The following is an 18,143-nucleotide window of genomic DNA, read 5'->3' as shown; positions in this document are numbered from 1 at the left end:
CATGATCGTCATTCCAGCCATCGATCTAAAGGACGGACGCTGTGTCCGTTTGCGCCAAGGCGATATGGCGGCCGAGACGGTTTATTCGGAAGATATTCCTACCGTTGCCCGTCGATGGCAGGAACAGGGGGCGGAGGTCATCCACGTCGTCGATTTGAACGGTGCCGTGGATGGAGAGCCGAGGAATCTTCCGCAGATCGAGCAGGTGATGCGACATGTGGATGTCAGGGTACAAGTGGGCGGCGGCATTCGGAATATTCAGACCGTGCGTCGATATTTGAAGGCCGGCGTATCGCGCGTCGTACTTGGCACCGCTGCGCTGACAGACCGTGCCTTCCTCGAGCAGGCGTGCAAGGAGTTCCCCCGGCGCATCCTTCTCGGTCTCGATGCGCGAGACGGGAAAGTGGCCATCAAAGGATGGACGGCCGTTTCCGATCGCCTGGCCGTTGACGTGCTCAAAGAGGTGTCGGGCTGCGAAATCGGCGCCGTGATCTATACGGATATCGCCCGCGATGGCATGTTGGCCGGGCCCAATATTCGAGCACTTCAGGAAGTGGTTGATCGGTCCTCCTTTCCCGTCATTGCGTCAGGCGGTATCAGCAAACTCGAGGATCTTCGGGCGGTCCAAACCCTTGGGCCACGTATTGAGGGAGCGATCGTCGGGAAAGCTCTCTATGATGGCAAGCTGGATCTTCGTGCCGCCATCGCCGCAACGGCCACGAACGGCCAAGATCGACGCTGACATGCCCGGCATGACGGGTTTTTGAAAAATGGCCGAGGCGGCATGTTGACCAAGCGCATCATTCCATGTCTGGACGTCAAGGATGGGCGCGTCGTCAAGGGCGTCAGTTTCGTCGCTCTTCGCGATGCCGGCGATCCGGTTGAAGTCGCCACCGCTTACGATCGTGAAGGGGCTGATGAACTCTGTTTTCTCGATATCACGGCCTCGCACGAGAACCGAAAGACGATCTTCGACGTCGTGGAGCGCACGGCCGCGCGCGTCTTCATGCCGGTGACGGTCGGAGGCGGCGTGCGGACGATCGAAGACATTCGGGCGTTGTTGAATGCGGGTGCAGACAAGGTCAGCATCAACACGGCCGCAGTTCAACGGCCGGAGTTCGTGAAGGAGGCCGCCCAACGGTTCGGTACGCAATGCATCGTCGTGGCGATCGATGCGAAACACGATCCTGACGGCACTCGTTGGGGAGTCTTTACGCACGGTGGTCGAAACGCCACGGCGCTCGACGCCGTCGAATGGGCCAAGCGGATGGAAGACTACGGAGCCGGGGAAATTCTGTTGACCAGCATGGATCAGGATGGACGGCAAAGCGGATATGACCTGGGATTGACCGCCGCGGTTTCCGGGACCGTGTCGATTCCCGTCATCGCGTCCGGCGGCGTCGGGACGCTGGAACATCTGTATCAGGGGTTCGTCAGCGGCAAAGCCGATGCAGTGCTGGCCGCGTCGATCTTTCACTTTCGCACGTTCACGATCCCTCAAGCCAAGGCGTTTTTGCGAGAGCGGGGCGTTTCCGTACGGATCGTTTCGGGAGAGGAAGACGGACGGTGATGGACAGTAATTCAATGACGGGCTTGAAGTTGGATGAGCAGGGATTGCTCCCCGCCGTCATCCAGGATTGGCTGGACGGAACGGTGCTCATGTTGGGCTATATGAATCAGGAGGCGATTGGGAAGACGATTGCGACAAGATCGGTCCATTTCTGGAGCCGTTCCCGACGGTCACTGTGGGAAAAAGGTGAAACCTCCGGGCACAAACTGATCGTGAAGGATTTGTTTATCGATTGTGATCGGGATACGATTTTGGTCAAAGCAGAACAGGTAGGGCCGACGTGCCACACAGGAGAGCGCGCCTGTTTTTTTTCCAGGCTTGATTCGCAGGGGCGTCCTCAAGAGGCAAGAACGACGGAGGCGTCCGGCGGAATTTTGGACGCGGTATTACGGACCATCAAGGAGCGTCGGGCCCATCCACAAGCAGGTTCCTACACGTCGAAGCTGTTTGAAGGAGGACAGGACAAGATTTTGAAAAAAGTCGCGGAGGAGGCGGGCGAGGTACTCCTTGCGGCCAAAGGGGGGAAGAAAGAGGAGATTATTTACGAGACGGCGGATCTCTTCTTTCATGCGCTGATGGTTCTCGGGTATCACGACATCACGCTGCAGGAGATTTTGGCAGAATTGGGGAGGCGTTTCGGCAAGCCGGGGCTCAGAACGGCGAATTCAGGAGGGGCAGAACATGGGTGATTGTCTTTTTTGCAAGATCGTCGACAAGAAAATCCCGACGGCGGTGGTCTATGAGGACGATCATACCTTGGCCTTCGACGATATCAATCCTCAGGCTCCCGTTCATACGCTGGTGATTCCAAAGCGGCATGTTGATTCGGTTCATGTCCTCGACGCGAAGGATGAGGCATTACTCGGACGGCTCTTGGTAAGTTGCAATCAGGTCGCGGGCCTCAAAGGGTTGACGGCAGCGGGATTCCGGCTCGTTACCAATGCTGGAAAGGACGGCGGTCAGACCGTGCCGCATCTTCATTTTCATGTGATGGGCGGACGACGCATGACTTGGCCACCCGGTTGATCACCTGTTCACCGCCGGCTCACGGGACATCACTATTAATGATAATGCTGGGGGACGAAAGGGATCTGGAGGGATCTCCTCACTGCCGTCCTCGGACATTGACAGATTTCCTTCCTGTCTGTTAGGGTAACCGGTCAATTTTTTCGATCACTTACGTTCGAACGACCCGCCGGCTTGAGGCGGGAAACTGGAGCCGCGACTCCCGTGGGCCGAGGCCTGATTTCTGAAGACATCATCAATCAAATCAGGGACCGGGTCGACATCACGGAGATTGTCGGGCAGCACGTGAGCTTGGTCAGAGGCGGTCAGAATTTGAAAGGGCTGTGTCCCTTTCATCAAGAAAAGACTCCCTCCTTCACTGTCAGTTCCTCCAGGCAAATTTTTCATTGCTTCGGCTGCGGAGCCGGCGGCAACGTCTTCACCTTTTTGACCCGCATCACAGGCGCAAGCTTCCCGGAGGTGGTTCGGGACCTCGGGCACAAGGTGGGTATCGACATTCCGGACACCGACCTTCCGGGACCTTCCCAAGCTCAAAACGGGCGACTCGAGGTACTGAACAGAAGCGCCGCCGAGTGGTTTCGGCGGAATCTTCGCGATGATCGTTTAGGTGCGGAGACCCGCCAATATCTTCGCACGCGAGGAATTGAACAACCCACAATCGATCGTTTTGGGATCGGCGTGGCACCGGGGGAATGGGATGGCCTGCTCAAGGCTCTGACCAAGGAAGGATTCCAACAAGCCGAACTTGCCGCCGCCGGATTGATCATCGCTCGAGACAACGGGTCGGGCTTTTACGACCGATTCCGTGCACGCGTGATGTTCACGATTTCCGATCTTCGCAAACGCATTGTGGGATTCGGGGGCCGGGTTCTTGGCGATGGAGTTCCAAAATATTTGAATTCACCCGATACCCCCTTGTTCAAGAAGGGGCACACGCTGTTTGCTTTGGACCTGGCGCGTGAGGCCATCACCCGGACAAAAACGGTCATCGTGGTCGAAGGGTATTTTGATGCGATCGCATTGCATCAGGCGGGATTGACCCACACCGTGGCCACGTTGGGAACCGCTCTGACGATCGATCACATTCACGTGTTGCGTCGGTTCGCGTCGAACGTCGTGTTGCTCTTCGATCCCGATCCGGCAGGTGTCCGTGCCGCTCTTCGAGGACTCGATCTCTTCGTGAACAGCGGGCTCGGCGTCAAAGTCGTTTCGCTTCCCGTAGGCGACGACCCGGACACGTTCGTCAGATCGTCTGGTCCGGAGGCATTCGCACGGCTGGAGGAACGAGCTCCGAGTCTTTTGGATTTTGCGCTGGAACACAGCCTGCAGTCCGCAGAGGGCGGTACGGTGGAAGGACGTATCCGCAGCGTCGACGAGGTTCTGCGCATTTTACAAAAAAGCGAACATCCGATCGAGCGTCAAGAACGCATGAGAATCGTGGCCGAGCGCCTTGGCATCAATCAACAGCACTTGATCGACCGATATCCTGCATTGGCATCGCAGGACAAACGGCGGCCGTCCAGCGACAAAACGCAGGTGCGCCCTTCATCCCTCTGGAGGGGCGCCCCTGAAGAACGCGACGTCGTATATTTGCTTCTGCAGGGGCAGCTGTCCCCCCTTGATGTGAGACGACTCCGACCGGAAACATTTACGGTATCGGCCTGCCGAACGTTGGTCGAGCGCGCCTTGACGCATGTCGGTCAAGATGGCCGGGTGGGATTGCGGCATCTGCTGGACACGGTCGTCGAGGACCCCGAGTGTGGTCCGCTGGCGACGGAGCTATCCATGTTGGAGCAGCACTTTGACGACGTGCGCGCCCACCTGCAGGATTGTCTGGATCGGCTCGATCGAAAACATGCGGAATCAGCATTGCGGGAGTTGATCGCACGGCTCAAGGTCGCGGAGCGCGACGGACGAACGGAAGAGGCGCGGGCACTCAATGTGCAAGTCAACGAACTGCGGTTGCGGAAAGCCGGACAGCCGCCTGTTCTGTCATTGGTCAAGGAGTAAGCATGGCGAAACAAGAATTGCTCGTAGAAGTCAAGAAACTCATTTCCATTGGAAAGGAAAAGGGATTCTTAACCTATGACGAGCTGAACAGCACGCTGCCGGCTGAGGTCGTGTCATCGGAGCAGTTCGGCAGCATCATGACGATGTTCGGAGAAATGGACATCGAAATCGTCGACGCTCCGGAGGGAAGCGAGCGCCAGGCCAAAGGCCGAGATCGCGAGGAAGGGAGCGATGAGGTCGAGGAAGGCGACGGAGGCGAAGAGAACGAGAAGGAAATCGATTTGACGCCAGGCGCCCTGAGCCGGACGGACGATCCGGTGCGCCTCTACCTAAAGGAGATGGGCAGCGTCGCGCTCCTGAGTCGCGAAGGGGAGATCGAAATCGCAAAGAGGATCGAGGAGGGCAAGCGGGACATCGCCTTTGTCATCTATGGCATGCCTATGACCATCGAATTCATCCTCTCCCTCCGTGAACAGTTGAAGACGGGCAAGATCGACGTCCGCGAAATCGTGCCGATCGTCGAAACGGAAGAGGATTTCGAGGAAGAAGAGGTAGAAAAGGATTATGAAGAGTTGCGGGTCAAGACGCTGGACGGTTTGAACGCCGTCCGTAAGGTGTCGACCTCATTGAAGGGCCTCTACGAGAAGGCAAGGCAGGTGGCCAAGGATGCCGCCAAGCTGAAGAAATTCAAGAAACAGATCGATGCCATTCGTGAACAGGTCGTCGACAAGATGGAGGCCGTCAATCTGCACGGAGTGCTCAAAGATCGCATGGTCCAGCGCGTCCGTGAGATGGCCATTCAGATCCGCACGGCCGAGCGGGAAATCGTCAGCTGTCAACGGCGTTTGGGCGTGGGTGGTGAGCCCGGCGCGGAATTGCTGCGGAAGCTTTGTCGAGAACGCAAAGATTTCTTGACGGTCAAGCGCAAGACGGGTGTATCGGACGAAGTCCTGCAGGACGTCAAAAAAGTCTACCAGGCGGCACGGGCAAGAATACGTCAACTGGAAACGGAGGAAGCGCTTGTATCCGGTGAAGAGGTTAAGGATGCCGTCAAGCACCTCGACGTTGCTGAAGAGAAGGTTAAACGCGGAAAGGCGGAGCTGGTTGAAGCCAATCTGCGCCTGGTCGTCAGCATCGCCAAGAAGTACACCAATCGCGGGCTGCAATTTCTGGATCTGATCCAGGAAGGCAATATCGGCTTGATGAAAGCGGTGGACAAGTTTGAATACAAGCGCGGGTATAAGTTCAGCACCTACGCCACGTGGTGGATCCGGCAGGCAATCACGCGTGCGATTGCCGATCAGGCGCGGACCATTCGGATTCCGGTGCACATGATCGAGACCATCAATAAACTGATCCGCACGTCGCGTCACTTGGTGCAAAAGCTCGGACGAGAACCGACCCCGGAGGAAATCGCCGAGCGAATGGATCTGCCGTTGGACAAGGTACGCAAGATCTTGAAGATCGCTCGGGAGCCGATTTCACTCGAGACGCCGATCGGGGAGGAGGAGGACAGCCACCTGGGCGATTTCATCGAGGACAAGAAAGCGATTTCCCCATTGGAAGCCGCCATCCGCTACGATCTTCAACGTCAGATCAACAGCGCATTGGAAACGCTGACGCCGCGAGAGGAGAAGGTGCTCAGAAAGCGGTTTGGAATCGGCGAAGCGACGGACCACACCCTCGAGGAGGTCGGTCAGGATTTTGAGGTGACGAGGGAACGCATCCGCCAGATCGAGGCCAAGGCCCTGAGGAAATTGCGCCACCCGAGTCGGAGTAAGAAGTTGCGAAGCTTTGTCGAAAGTTTGTAGAGGTATGGCGCCGTCATTAATTTGACTCCGCCTCCGCTGCGGCCTAGAATCGAGCAAGGCAGATGTCCTGATGGGTTATGCGGAGGCCGAGCATCTCGCCGACCAGAGGGCTTCTGAGACCGGCTTCTGTCCGGGCCTGTTGGCATGGGCCCATAGCTCAGGTGGTTAGAGCGGCTGACTCATAATCAGCTGGTCCTAGGTTCAAGTCCTAGTGGGCCCACCAAGAGGATCAGCGGCCGGTAAACATAGGGGTGTCGATTGGCTATTCTTAAGAAGAGAGACAAGAAAATAGGAGTGCATTGAACCAGCATCTTTCCCCGCTCATCGAATTGCAGAAGCTGGATCTCCGCATCATGGAGATCAGCGAACAACGCCGAAAAATCCCCGATCGAATGCATCAGGTCGAAACGCCGTTGCGCGATGCGCGCCAGGTGCTCCAAGAGACGATGGTTTCGATGGAGGCCGTGGTCAAGGAGCGTCGAGGATACGAACGCGACGTGGAGGTTCAAGACGCGCACAATGATAAGATGCGTGCGCGCCTGTCCGAGATCAAGACCAATAAGGAGTATCAGGCGCACTTGTTCGAATTGCAGATGGCCAATAAGAAGAAGTCCGAAATCGAGGACAAGGTGCTGGCCTGCATGGAGAAGATCGAGCAACTGCAACGGACGATAAAGGAATCGCAGGAACGTGTCGAAGCGGTGGAACACACATTCAAACAAGAAAAGCGCGTGCTTGATGAGCTTGAGGGGCGGCTTTCACATGAACTTGCCGAACTCGAAATTCAACAACGTCAACAAGCGACGCATGTGGAGCGAGGGCTTCTCGACCGCTATACCAAGCTAAAATCTGCCAGGAAGGACCAGGCTCTCGCCGCGATCAAGGGCGGCATGTGTGCGGGATGCCGACTTCAAATTCCTCCCCAGTTAGTGGCGGAGGTCAAGCGCTCCCAAGGCCTTCATACCTGCCCCTACTGTCATCGGATGCTCTACTGGGAAGCAGAGCCAACGACGGACAGCAAGCCTCCGGCTGAATCCGCCAAAGATAATTCATTGGAAGTCGGCGAATCCGTCTGACGGCGAATCCGTTGCCGCCCGCATGATGAACGAGCGTCTCAGCGACGGTCGTCATCTTCGTGACAAAATTTCTATCTGTGGACTTTGGGAATCATTCGATCAATAATCCGGCATAACCCAGGAGTTCACTCGTGAAAAAAGCGCTCATCACCGGTATCACCGGCCAGGACGGATCGTATCTTTCGGAGTTTCTGCTGGCGAAGGGGTACGAGGTCTATGGCATCATCCGCCGCTCCAGTTCGTTCAACACAGGTCGTATCGAGGGGATCTATGAAGATCCTCACGTCCCGCACCGTCGGCTCCACCTTGTGTACGGCGATCTCAACGACGCCAGTTCCCTGAATCACATATTAAGGACGGTGCAACCGGACGAGATCTACAATTTAGGGGCGCAAAGCCATGTGCGGGTTAGCTTCGATATTCCCGAATATACGGGAGAGGTTACGGGGTTGGGCACCATTCGACTTCTTGAAGCCATCCGCGAGTCCGGTCTCAGGCCGAAGTTCTATCAAGCGTCTTCGAGCGAAATGTTCGGAAAGGTTCTAGAGGTTCCTCAGCGGGAAACCACCCCGTTCTATCCACGGAGTCCCTACGGGGCAGCCAAAGTTTATTCCTATTGGATCACGGTCAATTATCGTGAGGCGTATAATTTATTTGCCTGTAACGGGATTTTGTTCAATCACGAGTCACCGAGACGAGGGGAGACTTTCGTTACCAGGAAAATTACGAAAGCCGCGGCGCGCATCAAACTCGGCATCCAACACGACTTGTTTCTTGGAAATCTTGAAGCCAAACGAGACTGGGGCTTTGCGGGCGATTACATCCAGGCCATGTGGATGATGCTGCAGGCCAAGAGTCCCGATGACTACGTGATCGCCACCGGCGAAACCCACACGGTGCGGGAAATGCTTGAACTGGCGTTTGATCGGGTGAGTGTCGATTGGAAGAAACACGTGAAGATCGACGAGAAATACTATCGTCCTACGGAAGTGGACCTGCTCATCGGCGATGCCGGCAAAGCGAAGCGCGAGTTGGGTTGGGAACCCAAGGTTGGATTCGACGAACTGGTGGCGATGATGGTGGATGCCGATCTGGCTGCGGAAAAAGAACGATTGGAAGGCGTGAGGCCCAGAAAACAATGAGTGAGTCGTCGGGCGTTTGGGACAACAAGCGTGTGGTGGTTACAGGCGGCGCCGGTTTCCTCGGATCATACGTCGTAGGCCGGCTGCAGGAGCGGGGATGCTCGCAGGTGATCGTTCCACGGAGCCGACAGTATGATCTCGTTCAAATGGCCGCGGTGCAGCAGTTGTATGCCGATGCCAGACCGGATGTGGTGATTCATCTGGCCGCACGCGTGGGAGGCATCGGTGCGAATCAGGCTAACCCGGGTCGATTTTTCTACGACAATCTCATGATGGGGACCCAGCTCATTGAAATTGGTCGCCAGCGAGGGCTTAAGAAGTTCGTCGCGCTTGGGACGATTTGCGCGTATCCGAAGTTTGCGCCGATTCCGTTCAAAGAAGACGACATTTGGAGCGGATATCCTGAAGAGACGAACGCCCCTTATGGTCTTGCCAAAAAGATGATGCTGGTTCAATCGCAAGCCTATCGGCAGCAGTATGGATTCAATTCAATCGTATTATTTCCGGTGAATCTGTACGGTCCGCGGGATAATTTTGACCTTGAAACCTCCCATGTCATTCCGGCACTCATTCGCAAATGTGCCCAGGCCAAGGAGGCAGGCGGGAGCTCCTTTACGTTGTGGGGAGACGGATCTCCCAGCAGGGAATTTTTGTACGTGGAGGATGCCGCGGAAGGCATTCTATCAGCCGCAGAAACGTACGACGGAGACATGCCGGTTAATTTGGGAACGGGAGAGGAAGTGACGATTCGTAATCTCGCCGAGTTGATCGCCGATGAAGTCGGGTTTAAGGGACGAATCGAATGGGACACGACCAAGCCGAACGGGCAACCTCGGCGATGTCTCGATGTGAACCGGGCGAAGCAACTCTTTGGGTTCCAAGCCAGACACAATCTTCGTGACGGACTCCGTAAGACGATCCGCTGGTTCTTTGACAATCGTCACGCGCTCCGAGAAGTTCAGTTTTAGCGATCCACGTCAGGACAAAGTCCAGAGTCCAGAGTCCAGAGTCTCCCCCTCTCTCCTGCACACTTTCGGCAAACTTTGTACGATTTGCCCTTCAGTCGTGCCATTTCACTAAGCAAATAGGTGGCTAACTCCTTGACGCATCACTGCTTCTCTTTTATGCGCCGTGGTCTGACTCTTGCTGAGTTCTATCTGTCTTGTTGTGAACACAGATGCCAGCAGCGGAGTGGATATCGCGGAGTGTATATCTATGTTGGAACCAACGACGCCCGAAGGAACGACGACTGGAATCTTAAACGAAGCAACCGGCGAGGCCGCGGAATGGTACGAGCGCGGAGTGGCGCTCAAGAAGGCCGGTCTTTTCAAACGAGCCATCGATCAGTTCGAACGTGCCGCCGCCGATTCTCAATATGCACTTAAAGCCTATGCTCAAATAGGATTGTGTCATAAATCGATTCGGCAATATGAACAGGCCGTCACGTCCTTCCGCAGGGCGTTGAAATCGCCCACCGCCTCGGCCCGGGAGACCGTGCAATTACTGTATGTCCTCGGACGGACATTGGAATCGCTCGGTCGGGCCGACGACGCGCTCGAAGCGTACCGGTGGCTTCGGCGCGAGGATCCAGGATTTCGAGATGTCGCTGAGCGAATCGGAGCGCTGAGTGTCAGGAAGCCGTCGGATCCGACCGACCGGTCTCGTCGCGGCAATCCTTGGGCAAAACAGGCCTTGCAGGTCTGGGAAGGTTTCCTGCGGCATACTCGCTAAACGGTCTCCCATTCACATGTGCCGCCGAATCAACCGCGAAGTTCTTCGCCGGTGCGGACTCTTATCAATCGATGGGGTGATGACCGTCGTATCGAACGGCCGTCTATGACGGAAAGTGAGGAGCATGTAGGTGGTTTCACGATTGGGCTCGTGGGCCGAGACGGTTCGGAGAATTCCCCATGCGGTGTCAGGAGTCGGACGCGGCGAGAGTGTCATGGTCTTGGCCGACCAAGTCCTCGTCAGCGCGTCGAATTTTCTTACAACGCTGATCCTTGCAAAGTATCTCAATCCTGAAGATTTCGGTGGATTCGTATTGGCATGGGGGGTGTTGGTGTTCCTGGCCGGAATTCAAATGGCGCTCATAGTCTCTCCCATGCAGGTTCGTGGACCGCGGTTGGGGTGCGAAGACTCCGCGCCCTATTATGACCGCGTGCTGCAAGTCGCACTGCTATTCGGGTTGGCTTGCGTGGGCGTGATTGCCATTCCGGGAGTGTTGTTGTCCCTCTCGATTCCCGACTGGACCCTGGGATCTCTGGCCGTACCTCTTGGCATCGCCGCCCTGTTTGTCCTCGCGCAGGACTATCTCAGACGCTATTTTCTGACGGTGCGTCGCACGGGATCCGCGCTCCTCAATGACCTCTGCACTCATGGGTTCCGTCTGTGCGCATTGTTCCTACTCGCCACGACGTCGACCTTGAGTGCCGCCGGGGCGTTGTGGATGGTTAGCGCGGCCTCGGCAGCCGCCCTCTTCATCGGGATTTTCCAGCATGAAGGAGTGATGAGACTCAGGATCACGCAGTTGAAGACTGCCGGGACGGTCGCACGGCAGCACTGGGAATTTGGGAAATGGCTGGTTGCCAACAATGTGGCGTATTGGTTCGGAAGCCAGTCGGTCCTGTACGTCGTCGCCGCAGTTCTCTCGGTTTCTGCCGTCGGTGCACTCAATGCGACCCTCGCCATTCTGGGTGCTGCCAACATTCTTTTCCTCTCGATGGAAACGCTCATTCCGGTCCGGGCCGCCGCCGAGTATGCCAGGTTTGGCCGTGCCGGGCTTGACGGGTATCTTCGCCGCGCTCTTCTCGTCGGTTCCTTGGCGGTACTCATTCTCGCCGCCATTGCCGGCTTGTGGTCGGAGTATTGGTTATCGCTTCTTTTCGGCGAGACATATCGAGGATATGGATGGATCGTCTGGTGGTGGGGAGGGTACTACCTCTTGGGCATGTTGCAGCGGCCGACGACCGCGGCGTTGAGAGTGGTGGGGGATACCAAGTCCATCTATCTCGCCAGCTCGATGGGTGCGTTGGCCACGATGGTGCTCGGCTATCCCGTCATTAAGCACTACGGCCTTGGCGGTGCGATGCTCGTGCTCTGTCTGACGCAATGTTTCGTGCTGTGCAGCCTGCGAATTCGCTATATGCACACGGCAAGTGAGGAACACAAGCCGCGACTGGCGCATGCCAATGAATAAGGGCGCATGAAGATCGCAAGGGCTATCGAGAGGAGTGAAAATCGTATGACCACATTGTCTCAGTATCTGTCTCGGACCCAATTGCTCCAGGAAAGGTGCCGCGGTCGGCGCGTGCTCCATTTGGGTTGCAGCTCAGGACAGTATCTCAAGGATCGGCTCATGCGAGGGAGTCTTCTCCATTGGATGCTGCGTGACGAGGCCGGTGAACTGCACGGCGTCGACCTCGACGGGAAGAGTCTCGATACCATGCGCGAGATGGGCTTCCGCCATCTCCACGAGGGTAATGCCGAAGAGTTGGAAAAACTCGACCTCAAGGAGACCTTCGACATCGTTTTGGCGGGAGACCTGCTGGAGCACATCACCAAGCCCGGTTCCATGTTGGAAGGAGTCAGGCGATTTCTGAAGCCGACGGGAAGCTTCATCGTCTCTACCAACAACGCCTTCGGACTGCACTATCAGCTCCGTCGCTGGAGCGGCCAATATGTCGAGCATGTCGAGCATGTGTGCTTCTATTCGCCGGAGACGCTTCTCCATTTGTTCGAGCGTCACGGGTACGACATCGCGGAAATGTACGGGGCCTATACGGAGCCTCCCTACAGTTGGAAACAGAAGGTCAAGTTTGCGATCGGCCAGCCATTGTTCAAACTCGTGCCGGTGTTGGCCGGCACCATCATCGTGGTTGCAACGCCCAAGATCGCTTCATGACGACCGCCGTTCAAGTCCAAGCTCCTATGACGTTGGGAAGTGCGGCGCCCGCCGGTGAGAGCGGTAAAGCGCTGTGCGAAATCCTGGCGAGGTTCGACCGTGACGGAGTCGAGTACGCGCTCCTTCATCCGGTCAGGTATGGAGAGGGAGAGATCGCAGGCGACGTCGATATCGGTTTCTTAGCTGATCCACGGACCGTCGTGACCCCGATCCTGCGTGCAATGGAAGCGGAAGGATGGCTTCAGATCGTCCATTGTCTCCACTATGACGTCCTGCACGGGTACTACTATATTCTCAAAATTACCGATCGTCGCGGGCTGTACCTGCACCTGGACTGTTTATGCGATCCATTTGGAGTGAACCGATACCATGTCCCAATTCCGGCACTCCTTGACGGGCGAGCCAGGATCTCCGGTGTCGTTCGATTATCTGCCGACAAGGAGGTTCTGTACACCCTGATCAAACGGGTAATGAAGGGAGCTTTCGCACAACAAAAGGTCATGGGGCTGCAACAGGGCCTCGTGAACTGCGCGAAGCAGCTCGAAGGACCGCTTACGGAATGGTTCGGAGTTGAAGGGCGCGAGAAATTGGACAGTCTGTGCCGAACCGAGGACGTCCAGTCAGCCACCGATCTACTGAATCAGCTGCGAACTGGATTGGAGAGTCGATTTCGACGGGCGCACCTGCTTTCCTATCTGGGAGGGAAACTGCTCTCATGGGTTCGACGTTTTCGGAGATTCCTGCGGCCGAGCGGTCTGTTTGTGGTGTTGATCGGACCTGACGGGAGCGGGAAATCAACGGTGGCCGGCCTCTTGCCCATAGAGCTTGAGCGGGCGTTTCGCGCTACCTGGCGATTTCACTGGCGTCCGAACCTGTTTCCCAAGCTCAGCAGGCGGGACACAGACCGGAGTGCAGGAGGATCGGAAGGCATTGCCCCGCCCCAGGATGCCGCGTATGGCCGGGTCACGTCCTGTGTTCGTTTTCTGTATTACCTGATGGATTTCGCAGTCGGATACTGGCTCGTCATCTATCCCCGCAAAGCCCGGACGACTCTGATTGTCGGGGAGCGGTATTTCGCCGACGTTGTGGTCAATCCGCAGCGGTATGGTTTCGCGCTGCCGTCCTGGCTGTTGAGGCTGGGGGCCAGGCTGGTTCCGAACCCAGATGTCACGATTCTACTCGTGAACGAGCCGGACGTCGTCCATGCACGGAAACCGGAATTGTCGTCTGAATCCATATCCGAGCAGATGCGCCAGTATCAGGAAGAGTTGCCTCGTTGGGGGCATATGTGCGCGGTTCGAACGGATGGTACCCCGGAAGACGTCGTGCTTCGGATCTCACATGTGCTCGTACAGGAGTGCGCAACACGATTGCGTAACATCTAATGTCAATCATGCAGTCATGGCGATGCTTTCCCCATTCCTCCGATCCGAAGCTCTGGGTCGGGGATGACGATACCTTGGCGAATGCGTTTCATCTCTACCATCCGTTTTCGTTCCCCGGTCGTCTTGTCAGGAAGATAGTCCAGGTCATGCCCGACGCCATCGGACGCGCCGTATTTACGGCTCCCGAAACGGCGGAGCAATCGGTTGAATTGAACACCGTGAGAGAGATCATTCGGGCGAAGTTGGGAAATTCCCGTCTCACTGTGTCTTTTTCTCCTGGCACCAAGGGACCTCATCGAAAGATGACCGCCCAAGTGACGGAATCCGGCAGAGTGACGGCGTATGTCAAGCTGGGTACGAACAATCGGGTCGCAGCGCTTCTTCGCCGTGAAGCGGCGATGCTGTCGAAATTAAAGCGGGTGGGTTTTACCAACGCAATCATCCCGAACGTACTGGCCATCGAGGATGGCCCCGAGAGTACCCTGCTCATCGTGAGCGCACCATCGGCCCCAGGACGTCGAAGTCCCGTCGGGATCTCGCATCAAGAGGCGCAGTTTCTCAAGGAACTGAGCGACGTGGATCGGGCAGAGCGGCCGATCCATCAGATCGAGCGGGCGTTTGGGCTCATGGAACTTGCCGCAGGTATGAATGATCCGGAGAGCGAGGCCGTTCTCCATCATGCCATGCAAGCGTGGAGAGAGATTTTCAGCGACCGTACCGCAAAGGTCGCGTACAGCCATGGTGATTATGCACCGTGGAATACCCTGACATTGGCCGACGGATCCCTGTACGTCTTCGATTGGGAATATGGATCCGCAGAACGGCCGCTGTTTGCGGATGTCTTTCATCGAATCTTCATGGTGGAACGGCTGTTGAAACGCACAACTCCGAAGGAAGCGATGCGGCGGATCTTGAACGTGTCCAGTCATCCCATGCTCGGATCACTGGTCCGCAGCGTTCGCGTGTCCTCCAGGGACGTGCAGGGGTACGCACTGCTGTACCTGGCCATGCTGTCGACGCGTGAATCCGCCGGATCATCGGGGCTCTCCGCATACTTGCGCGAGTGTGTCCAGCACGTGCTGACGGAAGCGGGACATGCAGCCCATCCGCAAAAAGTTCTCGTGGCGGCGTACGCGTGCGAACCGGACGCTGGATCGGAGCCGGGCGTGGGTTGGAACATGTGTCAGGCGATCAGTCGAACCAACGACGTGTGGGTCATCACTCGCGCCAATAACCGCGAAAAGATCGAACAGGCGCTGGCTGCTTTGCCAAATCCTGCGTTGCATTTCGTCTATGTGGATTTGCCTCGTTGGGCGAGCTTCTGGAAAAGAGGCCAACGGGGAGTGAGGACCTATTATTATCTGTGGCAATTCGCAGCCTGGCATGCTGCACGGCGTCTCTGTAAAACCGTCCGCTTCGATTTGGCGCATCATGTGACGTTCGTCAACGATTGGCTGTTTACCTTTCTCGCCTTTTTGCCGCTCCCATTCGTGTGGGGACCAATTGGCAGCCATCCGACGGTTCCATCCAGGCTGTCATTCAGCTGGGACGCATTGGCAAGCGATCGTCTCCGAAGGGCATTCCAGTCCTTCATGCGGTCGGTGGATCCGTGTTTCGCCCTGTCGGCAATGCGTGCCTCGCTCATCGTCGGGATCGATCGATCGGTCGGCGCCCGGTTCCCCTTGTCGCTGCTGGGACGGGGAAAATTCGTGGCGCATCCGGCGATCGGCGTCGAGTCCATACCGGATAGCGCTGAGGTCGATAAAGATACGACCGAAGAGTTTCGCGTGCTCAGCATAGGGCGTCTTGTTCCGTTGAAAGGCTTCCACCTCACAATGCGAGCCTTTGCACAATTTGCTCATTCGCGCCCCAAGGCCGTGCTCGTGATTGTCGGAAAGGGGCCGCAGCGCCCGGCTCTCCAAGAGCTGGCCCGAACCCTCGGCATAGGCGATCGCGTGCGATTCATCGATTGGCTGCCTCGCGCGCTTGCGCTGAAGGAAATGGAGAAGGCCCATCTGTTTCTCTTCCCGAGCTTTGAGGGTGGAGGGATGGTTGTTCTAGAGGCGTTGGCGCATGGGCTTCCGGTCGTCTGCCTCGGCTATGGGGGACCAGGTGAAATGGTTTCCAACGAGTGCGGCCGTGTGATCACGGTCGGGGATCCGGATGATACGGTGCGTAACCTGGCCGCCGCGCTCGACGACGTATGCCGCACCGCCAGAGTGTATTCGCACCTGAGGGCGCAGGCCAGAAAGCGCGTGGCCGAACACTATCTTTGGGATAACAGGTGGAAAACCATCCAAGAATGGTATCGGTCTTGTGCGCTTCAGGCGCCACCCAGCGTAGATTCGAGCGACCTTCGGCTTGCGACAGACCCGCGTCGAGCCGCGACGCTTGGAAGAGTCAGGTTGTTGGGAATTCTTATCGGGATCTTGCTATGCTTCCCAATATTGCCGCTTGCCGACGCGCTCAGTATCGGGCTGATGCAGCGATACAAGAACGTGGCCGGATCCCACCCGCTGACCGTGAAGGGGAATCGGGGAGAGTTTTACGACGGCCGTGCCACGTGGACCATAGTGGGAGCGACCCAGGACAACACGGCATCCCACGTTCGGCCCAAGGCCTGGTCGGTCGGGGCGCGCCAGTATCAACTCTTAACGGTGACGGAACCCATCAGCAACGGGTACATCCTGCCGTATTCCGATCCCGTACCGAATACGTCTCCCGACACAAGTCTGATGGTCACGGCCGCTCGTGGAGAAACGGAACCGGCCAGCTTCGTGATCCGTTCCGGTGACCGGGAGTTGGAACTGGTCACCATTGCGACAACCGGGCTGAAGAAGGCGGGGGGAGCGGATGGCCTCCCTCCTGCGGCTATCGACATTCGAGTGGTCAAGGCGTGGTATCAGGCCAGTGACTCGATCCATCGACAGCATGGAGGCGGAAAAATCCTGGTTCCCGAGCTGCTGCTCCATGACCCGGATCTTGTGCGCGTCGACCACCAGGAGCAGGTCAACCTGATCAAGAATGTGGACCGGCTGCAGGATGCCGATCGCCTGCTTCCTTTTACCGTCCCCGCCCGATCCAATCAGCAGGTATGGCTCAGCATTACGGTGCCGCCGGACGCCTCGGGCGGACGCTACGATGGGGACGTCACGATTACGTTCAGAAGCGGGAACGATCAGATTGCCACGCAGCTAAGATTGACGGTTGACGTGCTGCCGGTTCGACTTGCCGAGCCGGTTATCGACTATGCCTTGTATTACCTCGCCTGGTTGAACAGGGGGCAGCCGGGATTGGATGCCAGAGCCAAGACGGTCGGGCAGCTCCAGGCCGAGTTTTCCGATATGCGCGCACACGGCCTGACGAATATCGCGATTGATCACGACTATGCGACGGATCGCGACCTGCGAAGTCTGTCTATCGCGCTGGAGCGGATGCGCGCAGCCGATTTCAAGGGAAGGGACTTGCTCTATGTCGACTGGAAGGTGACGGAAGCTGCCGACAGGCAATCGTATTCGCGGAAGCTCATGGCGGTGCTCGCGGCCGCCCATACCTTCGGGTTTTCCGATCTGTACGTCTACAATCTGGATGAGAAGGATGCGAAAACACTTCTGAAGAATCGGCAGGCGTTTCAAATCGCCCATGAGCTGGGCGCCAAGAATTTCGTCGCATTCAATTCCGGCAACCTTGAGGCATTGAGCGGCCTGCTCGACGTTGCGGTGTTGCCGCGCGGAACGGTGAAGACGTCCCAAGTCGGCAAGAGGGTCGGTATCACGCCCTGGGCCTACGGAGATCCTCAAGCCGGCGAAGAAAAGCCGTTCACCTATCGGGAACGGTACGGCATCTCCCTTTGGCTCGACGGATTCGACGGCGCGTGTGATTACGCGTACCAGACAGGATCGTTTGGTTGGGATGACTGGGCCGATCCGAAGTGGCGAGCCCATAACATGACCTATCCGACGTTGTCATATCCCATCCCGACGCTGCAGTGGGAGGGATTTCGGGAAGGGATCGATGACAGCCGGTATTTGGCTACGGCGATCGGGGTAGAGCGAATCCGCCTTGCCATCGGCGCAGAACAGCGGCGGAAGCTTCTGGCGGATGAGACCGGGGGCGTCGAACTTGAATCGCCCCGAGATGTGCGACAGAGGCTTATTCAAGTAATCCGGGATCGTCTGCGCAAGGACACCACAGGCTCTTCATAGCGCAACCAAGCCCC

Annotated in this window: 14 protein-coding genes and 1 tRNA gene; all 15 read left to right on the top strand. The window is 57.1% G+C overall.

Annotated features, from left to right (window positions below; all coding sequences use genetic code 11):
- Nucleotide 1 precedes the first annotated feature (1 nt).
- The gene (gene hisA / locus NSJP_RS15840; protein ID WP_080887826.1) at nt 2-742 is read left to right on the top strand and encodes a 1-(5-phosphoribosyl)-5-[(5-phosphoribosylamino)methylideneamino]imidazole-4-carboxamide isomerase; all 741 of its coding nucleotides are present in this window, start codon (nt 2-4) and stop codon (nt 740-742) included.
- A 42-nt stretch (nt 743-784) separates the two neighbouring features.
- Nucleotides 785-1,570 (top strand): imidazole glycerol phosphate synthase subunit HisF, encoded by a 786-nt coding sequence (hisF, locus tag NSJP_RS15835; RefSeq protein WP_080887825.1) that lies wholly within the window; start codon nt 785-787, stop codon nt 1,568-1,570.
- Nucleotides 1,570-2,259 (top strand): bifunctional phosphoribosyl-AMP cyclohydrolase/phosphoribosyl-ATP diphosphatase HisIE, encoded by a 690-nt coding sequence (gene hisIE / locus NSJP_RS15830; protein WP_080887824.1) that lies wholly within the window; start codon nt 1,570-1,572, stop codon nt 2,257-2,259. Before hisF ends, hisIE begins: the two co-directional genes overlap by 1 nt.
- Complete coding sequence (locus NSJP_RS15825; protein ID WP_080887823.1) at nt 2,252-2,596, top strand: histidine triad nucleotide-binding protein; 345 nt, start codon at nt 2,252-2,254, stop codon at nt 2,594-2,596. The genes hisIE and NSJP_RS15825 overlap by 8 nt, the downstream gene beginning before the upstream one ends.
- Nucleotides 2,597-2,800: 204 nt before the next feature.
- Nucleotides 2,801-4,606, top strand: a complete 1,806-nt coding sequence (gene dnaG / locus NSJP_RS15820; protein ID WP_172834393.1) for a DNA primase — start codon at nt 2,801-2,803, stop codon at nt 4,604-4,606.
- Between the two features lie 2 nt (nt 4,607-4,608).
- A complete protein-coding gene (gene rpoD, locus NSJP_RS15815; protein ID WP_080887821.1) occupies nt 4,609-6,417 on the top strand; it encodes an RNA polymerase sigma factor RpoD in 1,809 nt (602 codons plus the stop codon).
- 146 nt (nt 6,418-6,563) lie between these two features.
- Nucleotides 6,564-6,640 (top strand) — tRNA-Ile (locus tag NSJP_RS15810).
- A gap of 76 nt (nt 6,641-6,716) precedes the next feature.
- The gene (locus tag NSJP_RS15805) at nt 6,717-7,493 is read left to right on the top strand and encodes a zinc ribbon domain-containing protein (RefSeq protein ID WP_080887820.1); all 777 of its coding nucleotides are present in this window, start codon (nt 6,717-6,719) and stop codon (nt 7,491-7,493) included.
- 131 nt (nt 7,494-7,624) lie between these two features.
- Complete coding sequence (gmd, locus tag NSJP_RS15800; RefSeq protein WP_080887819.1) at nt 7,625-8,635, top strand: GDP-mannose 4,6-dehydratase; 1,011 nt, start codon at nt 7,625-7,627, stop codon at nt 8,633-8,635.
- Nucleotides 8,632-9,603 (top strand): GDP-L-fucose synthase family protein, encoded by a 972-nt coding sequence (locus NSJP_RS15795; protein WP_080887818.1) that lies wholly within the window; start codon nt 8,632-8,634, stop codon nt 9,601-9,603. The genes gmd and NSJP_RS15795 overlap by 4 nt, the downstream gene beginning before the upstream one ends.
- 247 nt (nt 9,604-9,850) lie before the next feature.
- Nucleotides 9,851-10,366 (top strand): tetratricopeptide repeat protein, encoded by a 516-nt coding sequence (locus tag NSJP_RS15790; RefSeq protein WP_080887817.1) that lies wholly within the window; start codon nt 9,851-9,853, stop codon nt 10,364-10,366.
- Between the two features lie 130 nt (nt 10,367-10,496).
- Complete coding sequence (locus NSJP_RS15785; RefSeq protein ID WP_080887816.1) at nt 10,497-11,834, top strand: lipopolysaccharide biosynthesis protein; 1,338 nt, start codon at nt 10,497-10,499, stop codon at nt 11,832-11,834.
- Between the two features lie 6 nt (nt 11,835-11,840).
- Complete coding sequence (locus tag NSJP_RS15780; protein ID WP_080887815.1) at nt 11,841-12,539, top strand: class I SAM-dependent methyltransferase; 699 nt, start codon at nt 11,841-11,843, stop codon at nt 12,537-12,539.
- Entirely contained in the window at nt 12,536-13,924 is a 1,389-nt protein-coding gene (locus NSJP_RS15775) for a nucleoside/nucleotide kinase family protein (RefSeq protein WP_080887814.1), read from the top strand. Before NSJP_RS15780 ends, NSJP_RS15775 begins: the two co-directional genes overlap by 4 nt.
- An 8-nt stretch (nt 13,925-13,932) precedes the next feature.
- Nucleotides 13,933-18,129 carry a glycosyltransferase gene (locus tag NSJP_RS15770; protein WP_172834391.1) on the top strand — a complete coding sequence of 1,399 codons (4,197 nt, stop codon included), beginning with the start codon at nt 13,933-13,935 and terminating at the stop codon, nt 18,127-18,129.
- The last annotated feature ends 14 nt before the right edge of the window (nt 18,130-18,143 follow it).

Origin of the sequence: Nitrospira japonica (assembly GCF_900169565.1) — a bacterium.
Lineage (GTDB): Bacteria > Nitrospirota > Nitrospiria > Nitrospirales > Nitrospiraceae > Nitrospira_C > Nitrospira_C japonica_A.
The sequence above is the reverse complement of the archived record's forward strand: the minus strand, read 5'-3'. Positions and strand labels throughout refer to the sequence as shown.